We start from the raw sequence: 16,865 nt of genomic DNA, 5'->3' as shown, positions 1-16,865 counted from the left end.
TCGTCTCGGTGTGGCGCGCATTCTACGGAGGGCATTCAACCCTGGCAAGCTCTTTTTGAAAAATATCTGAAAAAAAACGCAGGCCTTTCAATAACCTAGCGTAACCGCCGGTTTAATTGCCCCTGGAGTGACTACTGGCCCTCTGACAGGGTTGGCCTCGGGGGGCCGCTCGGAGAATAATGCCCGCCTTATGCATTAAGGAGAGATCCCCCCTCATGTGGTTCAAGAACCTGCTCACCTATCGCCTGACCCAGGATGTGCCTTTCGAGGCTGAAGCGCTGGAAGCCGCATTGGCCAGCAAGCCGGCCCGCCCGTGTGCCAGCCAGGAGCTGACCACCTATGGCTTCGTCGCCCCGTTCGGTAAAGGCGAAGACGCTCCCCTGGTGCATGTAAGCGGCGAGTACCTGCTGATTGCCGCCCGCAAGGAAGAACGCATTCTGCCCAGCAGCGTGGTCAATGACGCTGTAAAGGAAAAGGTCGAAGAGATCGAAACCGAGCAGATGCGCAAGGTTTACAAAAAGGAACGCGACCAGATCAAGGACGAAATCATCCAGGCGTTCCTGCCGCGTGCGTTCATCCGCCGCTCGATGATCTTCGCCGCCATTGCCCCACGCCTGGGGATGGTGCTGGTCAACTCGGCCAGTGCCAAGCGCGCCGAAGACCTGTTATCCACCCTGCGCGAAGTGATGGGCTCGCTGCCCGTGCGCCCAGCTACCGTCAAGATCGCCCCGGTCGCCACCATGACCGACTGGGTCAAGTCCCAGCAGGCTGCCGAAGGCTTCTATGTTCTGGATGAGTGCGAGCTGCGCGACACCGCCGAAGACGGTGGCATCGTGCGCTGCAAGCGCCAGGACCTGACCGGCGAGGAAATCCAGCTGCACCTGAGCACCGGCAAGGTGGTGACCCAGCTGGCCATGGCCTGGCAAGACAAACTGTCGTTCGTACTGGACGACAAGATGGTGATCAAACGCCTGAAGTTCGAAGAGCTGCTGCAAGAGCAGGCCGAGCAGGACGGCGGTGACGAGGCTGCCCAGCAGTTCGATGCCAGCTTCCAGCTGATGATGATGACCTTCGCAGAATTCCTGCCCACACTGTTCGAAGCCCTGGGCGGCGAAGAAATCCCCCAAGGCGTCTGATAGCGCCTGCGCAGCCTGGGCCGCAAGCTACAACAACAAGCACACCCGAGTGGCGCTGATCAAAGCGCCACTTCTTTATTACTTGCAGCTGAACCGGAGAATTCCCTGCCATGCGTGCGCTCGCCGCTCTCAGCCGTTTCGTCGGCAACACCTTTGCCCTGTGGGTGCTGGTATTTGCCGTACTGGCCTTCCTGCAACCCCAGTGGTTCATTGCCCTGAAAGTGGCCATCGTACCGCTGCTGGGACTGGTGATGTTCGGCATGGGCCTCACCCTCAAGCTGGACGACTTTGCCGCCCTCGCCCGCCAACCCTGGCGCGTGATGCTGGGGGTGGTGGCCCATTTCATGATCATGCCTGGCATGGCATGGCTGCTGTGCCAGGTGTTTCACCTGCCGCCTGAAATCGCCGTGGGTGTGATTCTGGTGGGCTGCTGCCCCAGTGGCACCGCGTCCAACGTCATGGTCTGGCTGTCCCGTGGCGACCTGGCGCTGGCAGTGGCCATTGCCGCAGTGACCACCTTGCTGGCCCCATTGCTCACGCCCGCGTTGATCTGGTTCCTGGCCTCGGCCTGGCTGCCGGTGTCCTTCATGGACATGTTCTGGTCGATCTTGCAGTTGGTCATGCTGCCTATCGTGCTAGGGGTGCTGGCGCAACGCTTGCTGGGCGCACGGGTACAGGCTGCGGTACAGGTGTTGCCACTGGTGTCGGTGGTGAGCATCGTCATGATCGTGTGCGCGGTGGTGGCGGCCAGCCAGGCCAAGATTGCCGAATCCGGCTTGCTGATCATGGCGGTAGTCATCCTGCACAACAGCTTCGGCTACCTGCTGGGTTACCTCACTGGCAAGCTGTGCAAACTGCCCCTGGCCCAGCGCAAGTCGCTGGCCCTGGAGGTCGGCATGCAGAACTCCGGGCTGGGGGCGGCGCTGGCGGCAGCGCATTTTTCGCCACTGGCAGCGGTGCCCAGCGCGCTGTTCAGCGTTTGGCACAATATTTCCGGGGCATTGTTGTCCACCTGGTTCCGGCGCATGGACGACGCAGGCGCCGCGCCTCAGGAACCTACTGCAGGCCACTGAGCGGGACCACGTGCCACTGCCCTCTTGATCCGAAGCGGGCAGATGGGCACCATGCAAGTCACAGTGAGGACGACCTCACGACGCCGAGCGTGATCATTACGGGGACGGCCCCATCATCCCACCTGATGGAGACGCATCATGTCCTGGATCATCCTCTTCTTTGCCGGCCTGTTCGAAGTAGGCTGGGCCGTTGGCCTGAAATACACCGATGGTTTCAGCAAGCCCCTGCCTACTGCCCTCACCATCGCGGCCATGGCAGTCAGCCTGGGCCTGCTGGGCCTGGCCATGAAAGAGCTGCCGCTGGGTACGGCTTACGCCATTTGGACAGGCGTAGGTGCAGTGGGCACGGTAATCGCCGGCATCATCCTGTTTGGTGAGTCCATGGCCCTGGTGCGGCTGGTCAGCGTGGCACTGATCATCTGTGGCCTGGTGGGCCTCAAAGTCAGCGCCAGCTGACAGCCTGTCAGCGTATGGCGCCGCGCAAGCGGCTTACCTGCTCCCGCAACACCTCTGGCTGCGCCGCCTCCGCCGGGATGGCGGCGCCTGCCACGATGGTCACCCGCGACCACAGCCGCTTGAAAAACCCTTTGGCAGGGTCACGGCTGAAAAAGCTGCCCCACAACCCCTGCAACGCCAACGGAATGACCGGCACCGGCGTTTGTTCCAGAATGTGGCTGACGCCGCCCTTGAACACATCGATCTCACCATCGGCCGACAGCTTGCCTTCCGGGAAGATACACACCAGCTCGCCTTCGGCCAGGTACTGGGCAATACGTGCGAACGCGCGTTCGTAAGTCGCCAGGTCTTCGCTGCGCCCGGCAATCGGGATGGCACCTGCGGTGCGGAAAATGAAGTTCAACACCGGCAGGTTGTAGATCTTGTAATACATGACAAAACGAATCGGCCGGCGGATGGCCCCGCCAAGCAGCAGCGCGTCAACGAACGACACATGGTTGCACACCAGCAACGCCGGCCCTTCGTCCGGTATACGCTCCAGGCCCTGGTGCTTTACCCGGTACATCGAGTGGCTGAGCAACCAGATGAGAAAGCGCATGGTGAATTCGGGCACGATGCTGAAGATGTAGGCGTTGACCGCAATGTTCAGCAATGACACCACCAGGAACAACTGCGGGATGGTGAGCCCGGCCAGGCCTAGCAGCGCAATGGTCAGCAGCGCTGAAACCACCATGAACAACGCATTGAGAATGTTGTTGGCGGCGATCACGCGGGCGCGCTGGTCTTCGGCGGTACGGGCCTGGATCAGCGCATACAGCGGCACGATGTAGAAACCGCCGAACACGCCCAGACCAACAATGGACAGCAGCACCCACCAAGCCTGGCTCATGCCCAGCAGTGCCAGCCAGTCGTGGGGCGCAGCGGTCGCCGGTACGTCGCCTGAGTGCCACCACCACAGCAAGCCGAACACGGTCAGCCCGAACGAGCCGAACGGCACCAGCCCGATCTCGACCTTGCGCCCGCTCAGGCGCTCGCACAGCAGCGAGCCCAGGGCGATGCCTACCGAAAACAGCGTCAGCACCAGCGTAACGACCGTGCCGTCACCGTGCAGCCAGTCCTTGGCGTAGGCAGGGATCTGGGTGAGGTAGATGGCACCGACGAACCAGAACCAGGAGTTGCCCACGATCGACCGAGACACTGCCGGCGGTTGCCCTAGCCCCATGCGCAGAATCACCCAGGACTGCTTGAAGATGTTCCAGTCCAGCACCGCATGCGGCGACGCCGCCGCCGCGCGCGGGATCCAGCGGCTGGCCAGGTAGCCCAGTACAGCGGTGCCGACCACACCGCCGGCCACCACCCAGGCGTAGTCGTCGGAGGACATCATCACCCCGGCGCCGATGGTGCCGGCCAGGATGGCCAGGAACGTACCGGTTTCCACCAGCCCATTGCCACCTACCAGTTCCTGTTCGCGCAGGGCCTGGGGCAGGATGGAATACTTGACCGGCCCGAACAGCGCCGAATGGGTCCCCATCCCGAACAGGGCCACCAGCATCAGGGCCAGGTGGTGGGTGACGAAGCCCAGCGCGCCTATCGACATGATGGCGATTTCGGCAAGCTTGATCGCGCGGATGAGCGCGTCCTTGGCAAACTTCTCGCCAAACTGCCCGCCCAGCGCCGAGAACAGGAAAAACGGCAGGATGAACAGCAGGGCGCACAGGTTGACCCAGATGGAGCGATCGCCATCACCCAGGCTCAACTTGAACAGAATCGCCAGGATCAGCGACTGTTTGAACAGGTTGTCGTTAAACGCACCCAGCGACTGGGTGATGAAAAATGGCAGGAAGCGCCGCTTGCCGAGCAAGGTGAATTGCGAGGAGTGACTCATCGTCCTTGGTCCTGGGTTCAGCCATGGGTGGCAGTTATCTGATTGGGATGCACGCGGCCTCTATGAAGCCACAATTGCCACCACCACTGACAGGCCTGTTTCCAGGGAGTTGCACGCCACACCCTTGGCGTCAGTCGAACCCGAACAACCGTTGCGCCGTATCGACCAACAGGGCCTGGCGCAGTGGCGCCGCGCAACCCAGTGCGTCGAACTGCCCGACCACACTGGCGAAACCCACCCCTGCCTCATGCTGGGTATGCGGCCAATCGCTGCCCCACATCAGCCGCTCGGCACCGAAATGCGCCTCCAATGCCCCCAACGCCTGGCGGGCAAAGGCCAGGTTTTGCTGCGGGCTGCCTTCCAGGCGGTAGATACCGGACACCTTCACCCAGACGTTGCCAAGCCCGCCCAAGGTCAACAGCTCGGCAAAACCGGGCTGCCCGAGACCTTGGCGCGCATCGGGGCGGCCAAAGTGGTCAATGACCAGGTCCAGCCCATAGGGCTGCAATCCCCGAACCAGCGCGGGGATGTCTGCCACGTGTCGATGCAGCTCGAGGTGCCAGCCCTGCTCGCCAATCCGCTGGAAAAGCTGCCGCCATGCACCGGTCGAGAAGTCCGGCAACGCCTGCCCCATCAAATTGAGGCGCACCCCCCGTACGCCCAGCCGGGCCATTGCATCGAGGGTTTCGCGCTGCACGTTCGGCTCCACCATCACCACCCCGCGCAGTTGGCCAGGCGCAGCTTGCAGGGCAGCCAGCAGGTAGCTGTTGTCGGTGCCCAGAAAACTGGGCTGCACCAGCACACCGTGGCTGAAGCCATGGGCAAGCAACTGGCCCAGGTACTCGGCCAGTGGCGCATCGTAGTCGGGCGCGTAACGCCGTTCTTGCGCCATCGCCAGCCCACGGCTGAACACGTGGGCATGGCTGTCGATGGCAGTGATGTGTAGATCGGGTTCGTGGGGCATGGCACTCATAATAAGGTCAGGTTACTTGGCAACCGCACCGGCAGCGTCCGGCGTGGTGGCGGCCTGCAGGTTGCGGCCGCGGGTTTCCGGCAGGCAAAGCGCAGCGATAACGGCCACGCCATAGGCGATGCCAGCGTCGATACCGATGGCGGCGCCCAGCGACATGGATTCGCTCATGTGCCCGACAAGGAACGGGAACACCGCCGACAGCACGCGGCCGAAGTTGTAGCAGAAGCCTACGCCCGCACCGCGTACATCGGCCGGGTACAGCTCGTTGAAGAACGCGCCCAGGCTGGCCGGAATGCCCGCGGCGAAGAAGCCCAGCGGGAAGCCCAGGAAGAGCACCTGCGTGTTGCTCAGCGGGAAAAACACATACGCCTGCACAGTGAGCACGCAGCACACGGCGAACAGCAGGATGTTCTTGCGCCGGCCAATGCGGTCGATCAACAGGCCACTGACCACGCACCCGCACCAGAAGGCCAGGATGATGACGGCCAGGTAGCCCCCGGAGTTGAGCACCGACAGGTTGCGCTCGGTTTTGAGGAAGGTCGGCAGCCAGGTCATCACCGCGTGGTAACCCCCATGTGCCCCCAGGCCCAGCAGCCCGCCCAACAGGGTTACCCGCAGCAGCTCAGGGCGGAAGATACCGGCCATGGACTTGAAAAAACTGCCAGGGATAACCTGTTCTTTCTGCAGCCGCTGGAAGCTGTCCGGCTCAGGCACGTTACGGCGCACCCAGATGATCAGCAACGACGGCAACAGGCCGACGAAGAACATCACCCGCCAGGCAAATTCCTGCGGTACCAGCGAGTAGATCAGCGTGAACAGCGCCACGGCCAGGCCCCAGCCCACTGCCCAGGCGCTTTGTACGGTGCCCATGACCTTGCCCCGGTACTTGGGGTTGATGGTTTCGGCCATCAGCACCGCGCCGGCAGCCCACTCGCCACCAATACCAAAGCCCTGCATGGCCTTGACGAACAGCAACGGGTAGAAGCCTGTGACGAAGGCCGAGAGGAAGGTGAAGAACGAGAACCAGAGGATCATCCACTGCAGGACGCGCACGCGCCCGTAGCGGTCGGACAACGTGCCACCCAGCCAGCCACCGATGGCCGAGGTTACCAGGGTCAGGCCGCTGATCAGGCCGGCATCACCCTTTGACAGCGAAAAAGCAGCAATAAGCGCGGGGATGGCCAGGCCGAACATCTGCACTTCCAGTGCATCGAGCGACCAGCCGCCGAAGCAGGCCCAGAACGTCTTGCGTTCCCGTGAGGTGATCTGGCGGTACCAGCTGAACATGATTGTTATCCTTCTAGTTGTGTGTGTTTCAACCGGTCACCCTTGCTGCTGCATGGGCCAACGGGCAGGCGAAGCCACTGCGCCCCGGCGTGAGGGCGCAGGCAGGTAAAAGCAGGAACGACCGGCTTAACGGATGTCGATGCGGTAGCGGAAGTGCTGCGCATGGCCGCGCGAGCGGCGCCATTCAAGCGGTTTGCCGGCATAGTCGCGGGCCAGGCGCTCGATCACCACCACCGGGCTGTCGGCCGGCAGGTGCAGCAAGCGGCCATGCACCGCGTCCACCGCTTCGGCCGTCAGGGTTTCTTCGGCCGAGGCCACCACTTGGCCACACAGGTGCTCGTAGATCGGGTAAAGCAGCGGCCCCTTGCTGTCCAGGTCGACCTCCAGCAGGGCCTGGAAGGGCTGGCGTGGCAGCCAGATTTCCTCGGCCAGCACCGGTTGGGCCCCCAATAGGCGAATACGCTGCATGCGGATGACTTCTGCCTGCGCGCCCAGGCCCAGCGCCTGGGCTACGGCAGAGGGTGCAGGTACGGCTGTGATTGCCAGGATGCGGCTCTCGGGGACCACGCGCTCGCCATTGGCCGTTTCGAACCGGAAGAAGCGGAACAACGAAGACTGAAACTGTGGCCGCCGAATGAAGGTACCCCGGCCCTGCTGACGCTCCAGCACGCCTTCGGCAACCAGCACGTCCACGGCCTTGCGCACGGTGCCTACCGACATGTCGAACTCGGCAGCCAGCGCCGCCTCGGTGGGTATTGCCTCACCCGGGCGCCAGCGATTGTTGGCGATCTGCATGACCATGTGGTCGCGCAGTTGCTGGTAGCGAGGCAGTCGAGCATCACCGGTCAGGGGGTGCATGGTTTCGCCCTCATCTTGTTATATAGACATATATATGAATTTGAGGGGAGTATTCGCTTTCACCTGTAGCCTGTCAATCCTCCGCCCGTCGGCGCCATCGGGGCCCCTGCGGCCGTGGGCTGCGACGACCTGCCACTGCGACCAATGTCGGCGCTGACGACAAGGCGCTGGCCGTGCCAGACTGACCCATCGGGCCACGTTAAATTTTTTTGCTTCGGAGTCTTCATGTCGTTGTCCAGCGGGCTGATCGCCGTGGTCGCCCTCGCCTATATGGCCATCATGTTCGCCATCGCGTTCTACGGCGACCGCCGCAGCACGCCGCTGCCGCCGAAGTTGCGCGCCTGGGTGTACAGCCTGTCGCTGGCGGTGTATTGCACCAGCTGGACATTCTTCGGCGCCGTCGGCCAGGCCGCCGAGCAGTTGTGGGCGTTTTTACCCATTTACCTGGGGCCGGTGCTGCTGCTCATCTTTGCGCCCTGGGTGGTGCAGAAGATGGTGCTGATCAGCAAGCAGCAGAACATCACGTCGATCGCCGACTTCATCGCCGCACGTTACGGCAAGTCGCAAACCCTGGCGGTGGTGGTGGCGCTGATCTGCCTGGTGGGCGTACTGCCCTATATCGCCCTGCAGTTAAAGGGCATCGTGCTGGGTGTGAACCTGCTGATCGGCGCCAATGCCGACGCCACCGGTACCCGGGTGCAGGACACCGCACTGGTGGTTTCCCTGGTGCTTGCCGTGTTCGCCATCGTGTTCGGCACCCGCAGCCTGGATGTCACCGAACACCACCGCGGCATGGTGCTGGCCATCGCCTTCGAGTCGCTGATCAAGCTGCTGGCGTTTCTGGCGGTGGGTATCTTCGTGGTCTTCAACCTTTACGACGGCTTCGATGACCTGTTCACTCAGGCGCGGCAATCCATCCACCTGCAGGACTACTGGCAAGAAACAATCAACTGGCCGTCGATGGTGGTGCAGACCGCCGTGGCGATGATGGCCATCATCTGCCTGCCGCGGCAGTTTCACGTCACCGTGGTGGAAAACATCGAACCCCAGGACATGCGCCTGGCGCGCTGGGTATTTCCGATGTACCTGGCGCTGGCCGCGCTGTTTGTGGTGCCCATCGCCCTCGCCGGGCAGATGCTGTTGCCAGGGACGGTGATGTCCGACTCGTTCGTCATCAGCCTGCCACTGGCCGAAGCGCACCCCAGCCTGGCCCTGCTGGCGTTCATCGGCGGCGCCTCCGCGGCTACCGGCATGGTGATTGTCGAGGCGGTAGCGCTGTCGACCATGGTGTCCAACGACATGCTGCTGCCGTGGCTGCTGCGGCGCAACAACGCCGAACGGCCGTTCGAAGTGTTCCGCCACTGGATGCTTTCGGTACGCCGGGTGACCATCGTGGTGATCCTGCTGCTCGCTTACGTCAGCTACCGCCTGCTGGGCTCTACCGCCAGCCTGGCTACCATCGGCCAAATTGCGTTCGCCGCCGTTACCCAGCTGACGCCGGCCATGCTCGGGGCACTCTACTGGAAGCAGGCCAACCGCCGTGGCGTATTTGCCGGGCTGGCAGCCGGCATCTTCCTGTGGTTCTACACCCTGGTACTGCCCATTGCCGCCCACAGCGTTGGCTGGTCATTGCAACTGTTCCCGGGGCTGGCGTGGCTGCACGGCAACCCGCTGAACCTGCCGATCAGCCCGCTCACCCAGGGGGTGGTGTTGTCACTGGCCGGCAACTTCACACTGTTCGCCTGGGTGTCGGTGCTGTCGCGCACACGGGTGTCGGAACATTGGCAGGCGGGCCGCTTCATCGGCCAGCAAACCAGCGCCCGCCCCAGCAGCAAGCCCTTGCTGGCGGTGCAGATCGACGACTTGCTGACCCTGGCCTCGCGCTTTGTCGGCGAGGAGCGCGCCCGGCAGAGCTTCATCCGTTTCGCCTACCGCCAGGGCAAGGGCTTCAACCCCAACCAGAACGCCGACGGCGACTGGATCGAGCATACCGAGCGCCTGCTGGCCGGAGTACTGGGCACGTCCTCCACGCGGGCTGTGGTCAAGGCCGCCATCGAAGGCCGCGACATGCAGCTGGAGGACGTGGTGCGCATCGCCGACGAGGCCAGTGAGGTGCTGCAGTTCAACCGCGCCCTGCTGCAGGGCGCCATCGAGAACATCAACCAGGGCATCAGCGTGGTCGACCAGAACCTGCACCTGGTGGCCTGGAACCGCCGGTACCTGGAGCTGTTCAACTACCCGGAGGGGCTGATCAGCGTGGGCCGGCCCATCGCCGACATCATCCGCTACAACGCCGAGCGCGGCCTGTGCGGGCCCGGCGAGGCCCAGGTGCACGTGGCGCGGCGCCTGCACTGGATGCGCCAGGGCCGGGCGCACTCTTCCGAGCGGTTGTTCCCCAATGGCCGCGTGATCGAGCTGATCGGCAACCCCATGCCGGGGGGCGGGTTCGTGATGAGCTTCACCGACATCACACCGTTCCGCGAAGCCGAGCAGGCGCTGCGGGACGCCAATGAGGGCCTGGAACAGCGCGTTGCAGAGCGCACCCATGAGCTGTCGCAACTGAACCAGGCGCTGACCGAAGCCAAAAGCCATGCCGAGGCGGTCAGCCAGTCCAAGACGCGCTTCCTGGCTGCAGTCAGCCACGATCTGATGCAGCCGCTGAACGCGGCAAGGCTGTTCTCTGCAGCCCTCTCCCAGCAGGCCGAGGGCATGACGACGGAAGCCCGGCAACTGGTCCAGCACATGGACAGCTCGCTGCGCTCTGCCGAGGAGCTGATCAGCGACCTGCTGGATATCTCACGGCTGGAAAACGGCAAGATCACCCCGGACGCCAAGCCATTCGCCCTTAACGAACTGTTCGACACACTGGGTGCCGAGTTCAAGGTGCTGGCTGCCGAAAAAGGCCTGGAGTTCCGTCTGCGCGGCAGCCGCCTGCGGGTGGACAGCGATATGAAACTGCTGCGCCGGGTGCTGCAAAACTTCCTCACCAATGCCCTTCGCTACGGCAAAAGCCCGATCTTGCTGGGCGCCCGTCGCCAGGGCGAGCGGCTGTGGCTGGAGGTGTGGGACCGTGGCCCAGGTATCGCCGATGACAAGCTGCAGGTGATCTTCCAGGAATTCAAGCGCCTGGACAGCCACCAGACCCGTGCCGAAAAAGGCTTGGGCCTGGGCCTGGCGATCGCCGACGGCCTGTGCCGGGTACTGGGGCACTCCCTGGAGGTGCGCTCGTGGCCTGGTAAGGGCACGGTGTTCCGTGTCAGCGTCCCCATCGCCCGCCAGGCCGCAGCGGCCACAACCGCGCCGCTGGAACAACGCAGCGAGCCGCTGGCTGGCCTGCAGGTACTGTGCGTGGACAATGAAGACAGCATTCTGATTGGCATGAATAGCCTGCTCAGCCGCTGGGGCTGCCAGGTGTGGACGGCCCGCAGCCGTGCCGAATGCGAAGCGCTGCTGGCAGACGGCATGCGCCCGCACCTGGCCCTGGTGGACTACCACCTGGATGACGGCGACACCGGCACCGGCCTGATGGGCTGGCTACGGGCCCGGCTGGGCGAACCGGTACCGGGGGTGGTGATCAGTGCCGATGGCAGCAAGGAAACCCTCGGGCTGGTTCATGCTGCGGGCCTGGACTTCCTGGCCAAGCCGGTCAAGCCAGCGGCGCTGCGGGCCCTGCTCAACCGTCATCTGAGCCTGGTTCAGTAAGCGCTTCCCCCGGCACCGCCTCATCGCTCAGGGCCCGCTCCAGCAAGCTGGGTGGCAGGCTCTTGCTGGCCCTGGCCCCCAGCAACTTGAGCTGCTCGCTGCGGCTGACCAGGTTGCCGCGCCCCTCGCACAGCTTGTTGCGCGCGGCGGCGTAGGCCTTGTCCACTTGTTGCAGGCGGCTGCCCAGCTCGTCCAGGTCCTGGATGAACAGCACGAACTTGTCGTACAGCCACCCGGCGCGCTCGGCGATTTCGCGGGCGTTCTGGCCCTGACGCTCCTGCTTCCACAGGCTGTCGATGACGCGCAGGGTGGCCAGCAGGGTGGTTGGGCTGACAATCACGATCTGCCGGTCGAAGGCCTCCTGGAACAGGTTCGGCTCTGCCTGCAGAGCGGCAGAGAACGCCGCCTCGATAGGCACGAACAGCAGCACGAAATCGAGGCTGTGCAAGCCTTCGAGCCGGCTGTAGTCCTTGCTGGACAGCCCTTTGACGTGGCTGCGCAGCGATTGCACATGTTGCTTGAGCGCCGCTTCGTCGTTGCCAGCCACGTACTGCTGGTAGGCGGTGAGGCTGACCTTGGCATCCACCACCACCTGCTTGTCGCCGGGCAGCATGATCAGCACGTCGGGCTGAAAGCGCTCGCCATCGGCGCTCTTGAGGCTCACCTGGGTCTGGTACTCGCGGCCCTTCTCAAGGCCGGCGTGCTCGAGCACCCGCTCCAGAATCAGCTCACCCCAGTTGCCCTGGGTTTCTGCCCTTTCAACGCCTGGGTCAGGTTGGTGGCTTCGTCTGACAGGCGCAGGTTGAGCTGTTGCAGGCGCTCCAGCTCCTTGCCAAGCGAGAAACGCTCACGAGCTTCCTGCTGGTAGCTTTCCTCCACGCGCTTCTCGAACGACTGGATACGTTCCTTGAGCGGGTCGAGCAATTGCCCCAGGTGCTGTTGGCTGGTTTGGGCAAAACGCTGTTCGCGCTCGTCGAAAATTTTTGTGGCCATGTCGGCGAACTGGGCACGCAACGTTTCCCGGGCCTCCTGCAGGTCCTCCAGGCGCTGCTGATGGCTTTCCTGCTGCTCACGCAGCTCCGCTTCCAGGCGCGCTGCCTGCGCCTCCAGGCGACGCAGCTCGGCCTCGCGGTTGGCGCGTTCCAGGTTCCAGGCATGGGAGGCATCGCGGGCGTTGTCGCGCTCGACTTGCAGCAACTCCAGCTCACGGCCCTGGGCGGCGAGCTGCGCCTGCTTGGCGGTGTTGGCTTCGCTGAGGTCGCTGACCTCGTCACGGCTGGCGTCCAGTTGCGCCTGCAGACCGGCCTGGGCCAGCAGGGCTGCGTTGAGGCGCTCTTCCAGCAGTGCCTGCGCTGCGTGCCGCGCCCCCTGCCCACGCTGTAGCTGCATGGCCCACACCAGGCCAGGCACCACCCCCGCCACCAAACCCAGCAGGACACTGGCCAGATCAACTGTCATGCTTACCCCGATTACTGTTCTGGCAAATGGGGCAGCTTATCAGCCCGGCAGGCGGGTTGCCCGCGCTACGCGCGACCAGACTCGCTTCAGGCGCCGAACCACTGCTGCAGCAGTGTGCGGGCCTCATGCGACCCCTGGCCTGCGGCCAGCTCCAGCCAGAACCGGGCCTGGTCCGGGGCACTGTGCTGGCAAACACGTGCGTATTCCAGCTGGGCCCGGCGATCACCGCCCCGTGCGGCCTGACGCAGCAGGTCATGACCAATGCGGCGGTCGCGTGCGTTGCCACAGTCGCGGCACAACATCTGCCCTAACCGGCTCTGCGCAACCACCACGCCTTGGCGAGCTGGCCGTTTGAGCAAGCGGCCAGCCAGGTGCTTGACCTTGGGCTTTTCATTCAGCCGTGGGTTATCCAGCAACCACAGGGCAACCTTGAGCGAGAACCTGCGGGTGGGGGGCGCAGCAGCTAGGGCGGTGTTGACGGAGGTTTTACCGAGAGACTTCATGGCAACAGGGGCAGGCAAATCGAAAAGCGCGCCACTCTACTCCTTTTCCCGACATCGGCCCAACGCGACGGCTTATTTTTTAAAAAATTTCATGTGATCGTTTCTTGACGTAGTCAGGGTAATGAGTGGAGGCCTGGGCTTACCCATCTAAACGAGTTGGAAGGCCGTCTGGCCGCGCCATGCCCGGGCTAGAGCAAGCGCTTGGGACAATCCACAGTTCCTGTGGATAACTCGGTGGACAACCCCTTCCCACCCCCCTCAAAGCCGCGTGGTATATGGCCTCCTGACAAACTGACGATTTTTTCACCAGTTAAAAATAGTGTTTTTTTTCATTGACTTAACTGGCCAGTCAAGTCATTGGCGAAGGCTCCGCTGCGTGTTGCGGGGGTGTTACAGGAGCCGCACCGAATGTGCACAAGCCGTGCGAAAACATCCGTTCGGGTATCCGATGCCTCGATCCCGCCCCAAAAAGGAGCATTACAGCCCCTTCACAGCCTCAGGAAATTCGAACATACTGCTCGGCTTGCTTCGCAGATAATAATGCTTGCCAAGCTTGCGAAGCTCCGGTAAGGTGCCCCTCGTTAGTACCAAGCTGAAAGTCAATTCTGGCCAACAGTGTCCTTGCAGACTCGCTTCCCCAACAGCGTACTGCTGAAACCAGGACCGGCCCTTTAGATGATTCGCCTGGCAGCCAATAGGCTGTACGCCAATGAATCACATGACAGATTGATCAGGATCCCACCCGATGGCCCAGAACCCTGGCCCCGGCGTGCTGCCTGCCCTCTGAAGTACCTACCAGTCAGCCCAAGCGCCCACTACTTGATTGCGCTCCCTCTGGCTGCATTGTTCCAGTCGGGTTCTCTCGTCCCTTAATAAAGGCGTCACTGGAACGTTTCTATCATGCACGGATCCTAACCCCCGTGTTCAACACAGGAAACTTCCAACAATATGCAAACTCATCACCAAATTCAGGCTGCCATTGGCACCCTTTCCCAAGCCTTCTCCCCACTGAAGTGCCTGATCGTGGCCCCACGCAAGGGCAGCTTCAGTTTCACCCTGGTGGACGAACATGGCATCGCCTGCCACACCGAACGCTTGTACCCTGAGCAGTACAGCCGCAGCGAGCCGCTGCAGGCGATCATTGCCCGGACACGCCAGTCGCTCACCGCGTGATCGGAGAATGCCGGCCCATTCAAGCGCTGAATACCCCCATCGCAAGCCTGCCTGAGCAGACCCAGCGTAATTGCCTTAGGGCATATGGCTGGTCGACTCTGGCAGCAATCGATTTAAAAACAGCCCTTTACACCATGATTATCACACTACACTTCAACTCGAGCGGTGCTTGCCGCTTCCGGCGGGCCTGAACATTCACCAGCTGCCAAGCTCCAGCGCCCGTCGGTCCCTTACTGCTCGAGGGCATCATGGGTATTGCGGCGAAGGAACTCTGTCAGCATGTCATTCGGCCCACTCTGGCCTACCTGAACCGTCACTGCGCCAGCGCTGAAGCGTTGTTGCTCGGCAGTGCCGCAAGCCAGTCGGCGCTCGGGTCTGCACTGCACGATCGACGTGGCCACGGGCTTTACCGTATCGGCGAGCACCGCCACCGAGCCGTGTGGGACGAATACCTGGCCCTGGACCCTGAACTCGCCAGCCTGGTACGCGGCCTGGCCAGCCAACACGCCTTTCTCGGCAGCCCGCACCTTGAACTGACCGTCAACCTGCGCTACTCCACCGCCATCGCGTGGATGCTGGTAGAGGCCCAGGCACCTCTGCTTCCTCCCGCAGACGACCTTCAAGCGCTGGCCCGCATCTGGCGACAGGTGTTCAGCCCTCAGGGGCGGCTGCGCGATTTCACGGAAGCGTGGGAGACCTGCATTAATCAGAAACTGCCTCAACTGTCTTGAGAAGGGTCTTACAACTTAGCTAGAAAAAAAGGAATTTTGGTCGGATTGTCCTACAAAACCGCTCTATCTTCGGTGTTTGCGGCTATAGCGCGCCGCGCAATTTGTTGGTAGCTTTTCGCCTCGGAGATCCCAAGGAGTTTCTAATAATGAAAAAAGTCATGCTCAAAACCTCCCTCAGCCTCGCCGTCACGCTCGCGTCCGGCCAACTGTTCGCCAGCGGCTTCGCCCTGAACGAACAAAGCGTTAGCGGCATGGGGACAGGTTTCGCGGGACGTTCCTCATCTGCCGAAGATGCCAGCACTGTGTATGGCAACCCGGCCGGCATGTCCCGCCTCAAGCGCCAGCAGGTTACCGTGGGCGGCGCGGCGGTCATCGCCAAGTCGGATATCTCAGGCCCAGGTAGCAATCTTGGGGGGGAAACCGACGGTGACATGGTACCGGTCGTCGGGGTACCCATGGGTTACTACGTCAAACCTATCGATGACCACTGGAGCGTTGGCTTCGGTGTCTACGTGCCGTTTGGCCTGGTCACCGATTACGGCAGCGACGACGCTGCACGTTACTGGGGCAAGAAGAGCCACGTGGAGGTCGTCACCTTCCAGCCAACCGTCAGCTATGCCTTCAACGACAAGGTATCGATCGGTTTCGGCCCTACCATCAACCGTATCAAGGGTGAACTGGGCTCGAACCTGATCAACCCGCGCACCCCGGGGCGCAATGATGGTGAGGTGAAGATCAAGGGCGACGATACTGCAGTCGGCTACAACATCGGCCTGCTGGTGCAGGCCACCGACCGCACCCGTATCGGCCTGACCTACCACTCGATGGTGGACTACAAGCTCGAAGGCAAGACCAAGGTCACTACCCCGCTGATCGGGCCGTACAGCGGCAGCAAGTTCGATGCAAGCCTGAAAATCAAGACACCTGAGTCGGTGGACTTGTCGGTCACCCACGAACTGGATGACCAGTGGACCTTGTACGCGGGCAGCACCTGGACGCGCTGGAGCCGCCTGAAAGACATCACGGTGCAGAACGATGTCCCCCGCCCGCTGGTGGGTTCAGCGTTCCAGACGATTTCGGAAGAGCAGAACTGGCATGACACCTGGGCGCACGCCGTGGGTGCGTCGTACAAGGTCAACAAGGAGTGGGTGCTGCGCACCGGCTTCACGGTTGACCAGTCGCCGACCAACAACCAGGACCGTTCGCCACGCATCCCTACCGGCGATCGCAAGATCTTCAGCCTGGGTGCTGGGTGGAGCCCGAACGATGATATGACCATTGATGTGGCTTACTCCTACCTGTGGGAAGAGGACACGAAGGTTAACCAGGTGAGTGCGACCAAGGGTAGCTACCGGGCCAAGTACGAGAACAGTGCTCATGGGTTGGGCGCTTCGCTGACGTATCGGTTCTGATCGGTACGTTATGTGTGAAAAACCGCCCTTGTGGCGGTTTTTTGTTTGGCGTGTGGGTGGGTGCGCTGAGTTAGATTTTCTGAATGGGCTATGGCGTCTGCAGGCGTCCACTCGATGCAATTAAAGTGCTAACTGCTAACTTTTTTAATGTAGGCGCGTGTTACGAGCAAACATTCTTTAGCGCAAGTGGCGCTTAGTCACCTTTCCGCCCTTCCGGC

General features: G+C 62.4%; 12 protein-coding genes and 1 pseudogene. 7 read left to right on the top strand and 6 right to left on the bottom strand.

Features of this window, described 5'->3' with window-relative positions:
• The first annotated feature begins 215 nt into the window (after positions 1-215).
• The 3 genes from rdgC (at position 216) to sugE (ending at position 2,665) form a co-directional block, all read left to right on the top strand.
• The gene (gene rdgC, locus APH25_RS05335; protein WP_028633683.1) at positions 216-1,136 is read left to right on the top strand and encodes a recombination-associated protein RdgC; all 921 of its coding nucleotides are present in this window, start codon (positions 216-218) and stop codon (positions 1,134-1,136) included.
• 110 nt (positions 1,137-1,246) lie between these two features.
• Positions 1,247-2,209 (top strand): bile acid:sodium symporter family protein, encoded by a 963-nt coding sequence (locus tag APH25_RS05330; RefSeq protein WP_060481321.1) that lies wholly within the window; start codon positions 1,247-1,249, stop codon positions 2,207-2,209.
• Between the two features lie 138 nt (positions 2,210-2,347).
• Positions 2,348-2,665 (top strand): quaternary ammonium compound efflux SMR transporter SugE, encoded by a 318-nt coding sequence (sugE, locus tag APH25_RS05325; RefSeq protein ID WP_028633685.1) that lies wholly within the window; start codon positions 2,348-2,350, stop codon positions 2,663-2,665.
• Between the two features lie 7 nt (positions 2,666-2,672).
• Here the strand turns inward: sugE and APH25_RS05320 are convergent, their stop codons facing one another.
• The 4 genes from APH25_RS05320 to APH25_RS05305 all read right to left on the bottom strand — a co-directional run bounded on the left by APH25_RS05320 (position 2,673) and on the right by APH25_RS05305 (position 7,668).
• Entirely contained in the window at positions 2,673-4,550 is a 1,878-nt protein-coding gene (locus tag APH25_RS05320) for a 1-acyl-sn-glycerol-3-phosphate acyltransferase (RefSeq protein ID WP_060481320.1), read from the bottom strand.
• 130 nt (positions 4,551-4,680) lie between these two features.
• A complete protein-coding gene (locus APH25_RS05315) occupies positions 4,681-5,514 on the bottom strand; it encodes an amidohydrolase (protein ID WP_060481323.1) in 834 nt (277 codons plus the stop codon).
• A 21-nt stretch (positions 5,515-5,535) separates the two neighbouring features.
• Positions 5,536-6,810 (bottom strand): MFS transporter, encoded by a 1,275-nt coding sequence (locus APH25_RS05310; RefSeq protein ID WP_060481319.1) that lies wholly within the window; start codon positions 6,808-6,810, stop codon positions 5,536-5,538.
• A 126-nt stretch (positions 6,811-6,936) separates the two neighbouring features.
• On the bottom strand, positions 6,937-7,668 hold the full coding sequence (locus APH25_RS05305) for a GntR family transcriptional regulator (protein ID WP_028633689.1): 732 nt from the start codon (positions 7,666-7,668) through the stop codon (positions 6,937-6,939).
• Positions 7,669-7,893: 225 nt separating this feature from the next.
• Between APH25_RS05305 and APH25_RS05300 the strand changes: the two genes are divergently transcribed.
• Positions 7,894-11,370 carry a hybrid sensor histidine kinase/response regulator gene (locus APH25_RS05300; protein WP_060481318.1) on the top strand — a complete coding sequence of 1,159 codons (3,477 nt, stop codon included), beginning with the start codon at positions 7,894-7,896 and terminating at the stop codon, positions 11,368-11,370.
• Here the strand turns inward: APH25_RS05300 and rmuC are convergent.
• Positions 11,342-12,714: pseudogene (gene rmuC, locus APH25_RS05295) on the bottom strand (DNA recombination protein RmuC). The gene APH25_RS05300 and the pseudogene rmuC sit on opposite strands and share 29 nt — an antisense overlap.
• 200 nt (positions 12,715-12,914) lie before the next feature.
• Complete coding sequence (locus tag APH25_RS05290; RefSeq protein ID WP_060481322.1) at positions 12,915-13,331, bottom strand: sel1 repeat family protein; 417 nt, start codon at positions 13,329-13,331, stop codon at positions 12,915-12,917.
• Between the two features lie 948 nt (positions 13,332-14,279).
• On the opposite strand from APH25_RS05290, the gene APH25_RS05285 reads away from it, so the two are divergent.
• From APH25_RS05285 to APH25_RS05275, 3 genes are all read left to right on the top strand, one after another.
• The gene (locus APH25_RS05285; protein WP_028633693.1) at positions 14,280-14,504 is read left to right on the top strand and encodes a hypothetical protein; all 225 of its coding nucleotides are present in this window, start codon (positions 14,280-14,282) and stop codon (positions 14,502-14,504) included.
• A 248-nt stretch (positions 14,505-14,752) separates the two neighbouring features.
• On the top strand, positions 14,753-15,235 hold the full coding sequence (locus APH25_RS05280) for a hypothetical protein (protein WP_060481317.1): 483 nt from the start codon (positions 14,753-14,755) through the stop codon (positions 15,233-15,235).
• A 146-nt stretch (positions 15,236-15,381) separates the two neighbouring features.
• The gene (locus APH25_RS05275) at positions 15,382-16,647 is read left to right on the top strand and encodes an OmpP1/FadL family transporter (RefSeq protein ID WP_028633695.1); all 1,266 of its coding nucleotides are present in this window, start codon (positions 15,382-15,384) and stop codon (positions 16,645-16,647) included.
• Positions 16,648-16,865 lie beyond the last annotated feature (218 nt).

It is taken from the genome of Pseudomonas sp. NBRC 111119, from assembly GCF_001320125.1.
Classification (GTDB): Bacteria; Pseudomonadota; Gammaproteobacteria; order Pseudomonadales; family Pseudomonadaceae; genus Aquipseudomonas; species Aquipseudomonas parafulva.
Note: the sequence above shows the minus strand (reverse complement) of the source record. Positions and strands in the feature narration are given on the sequence as shown.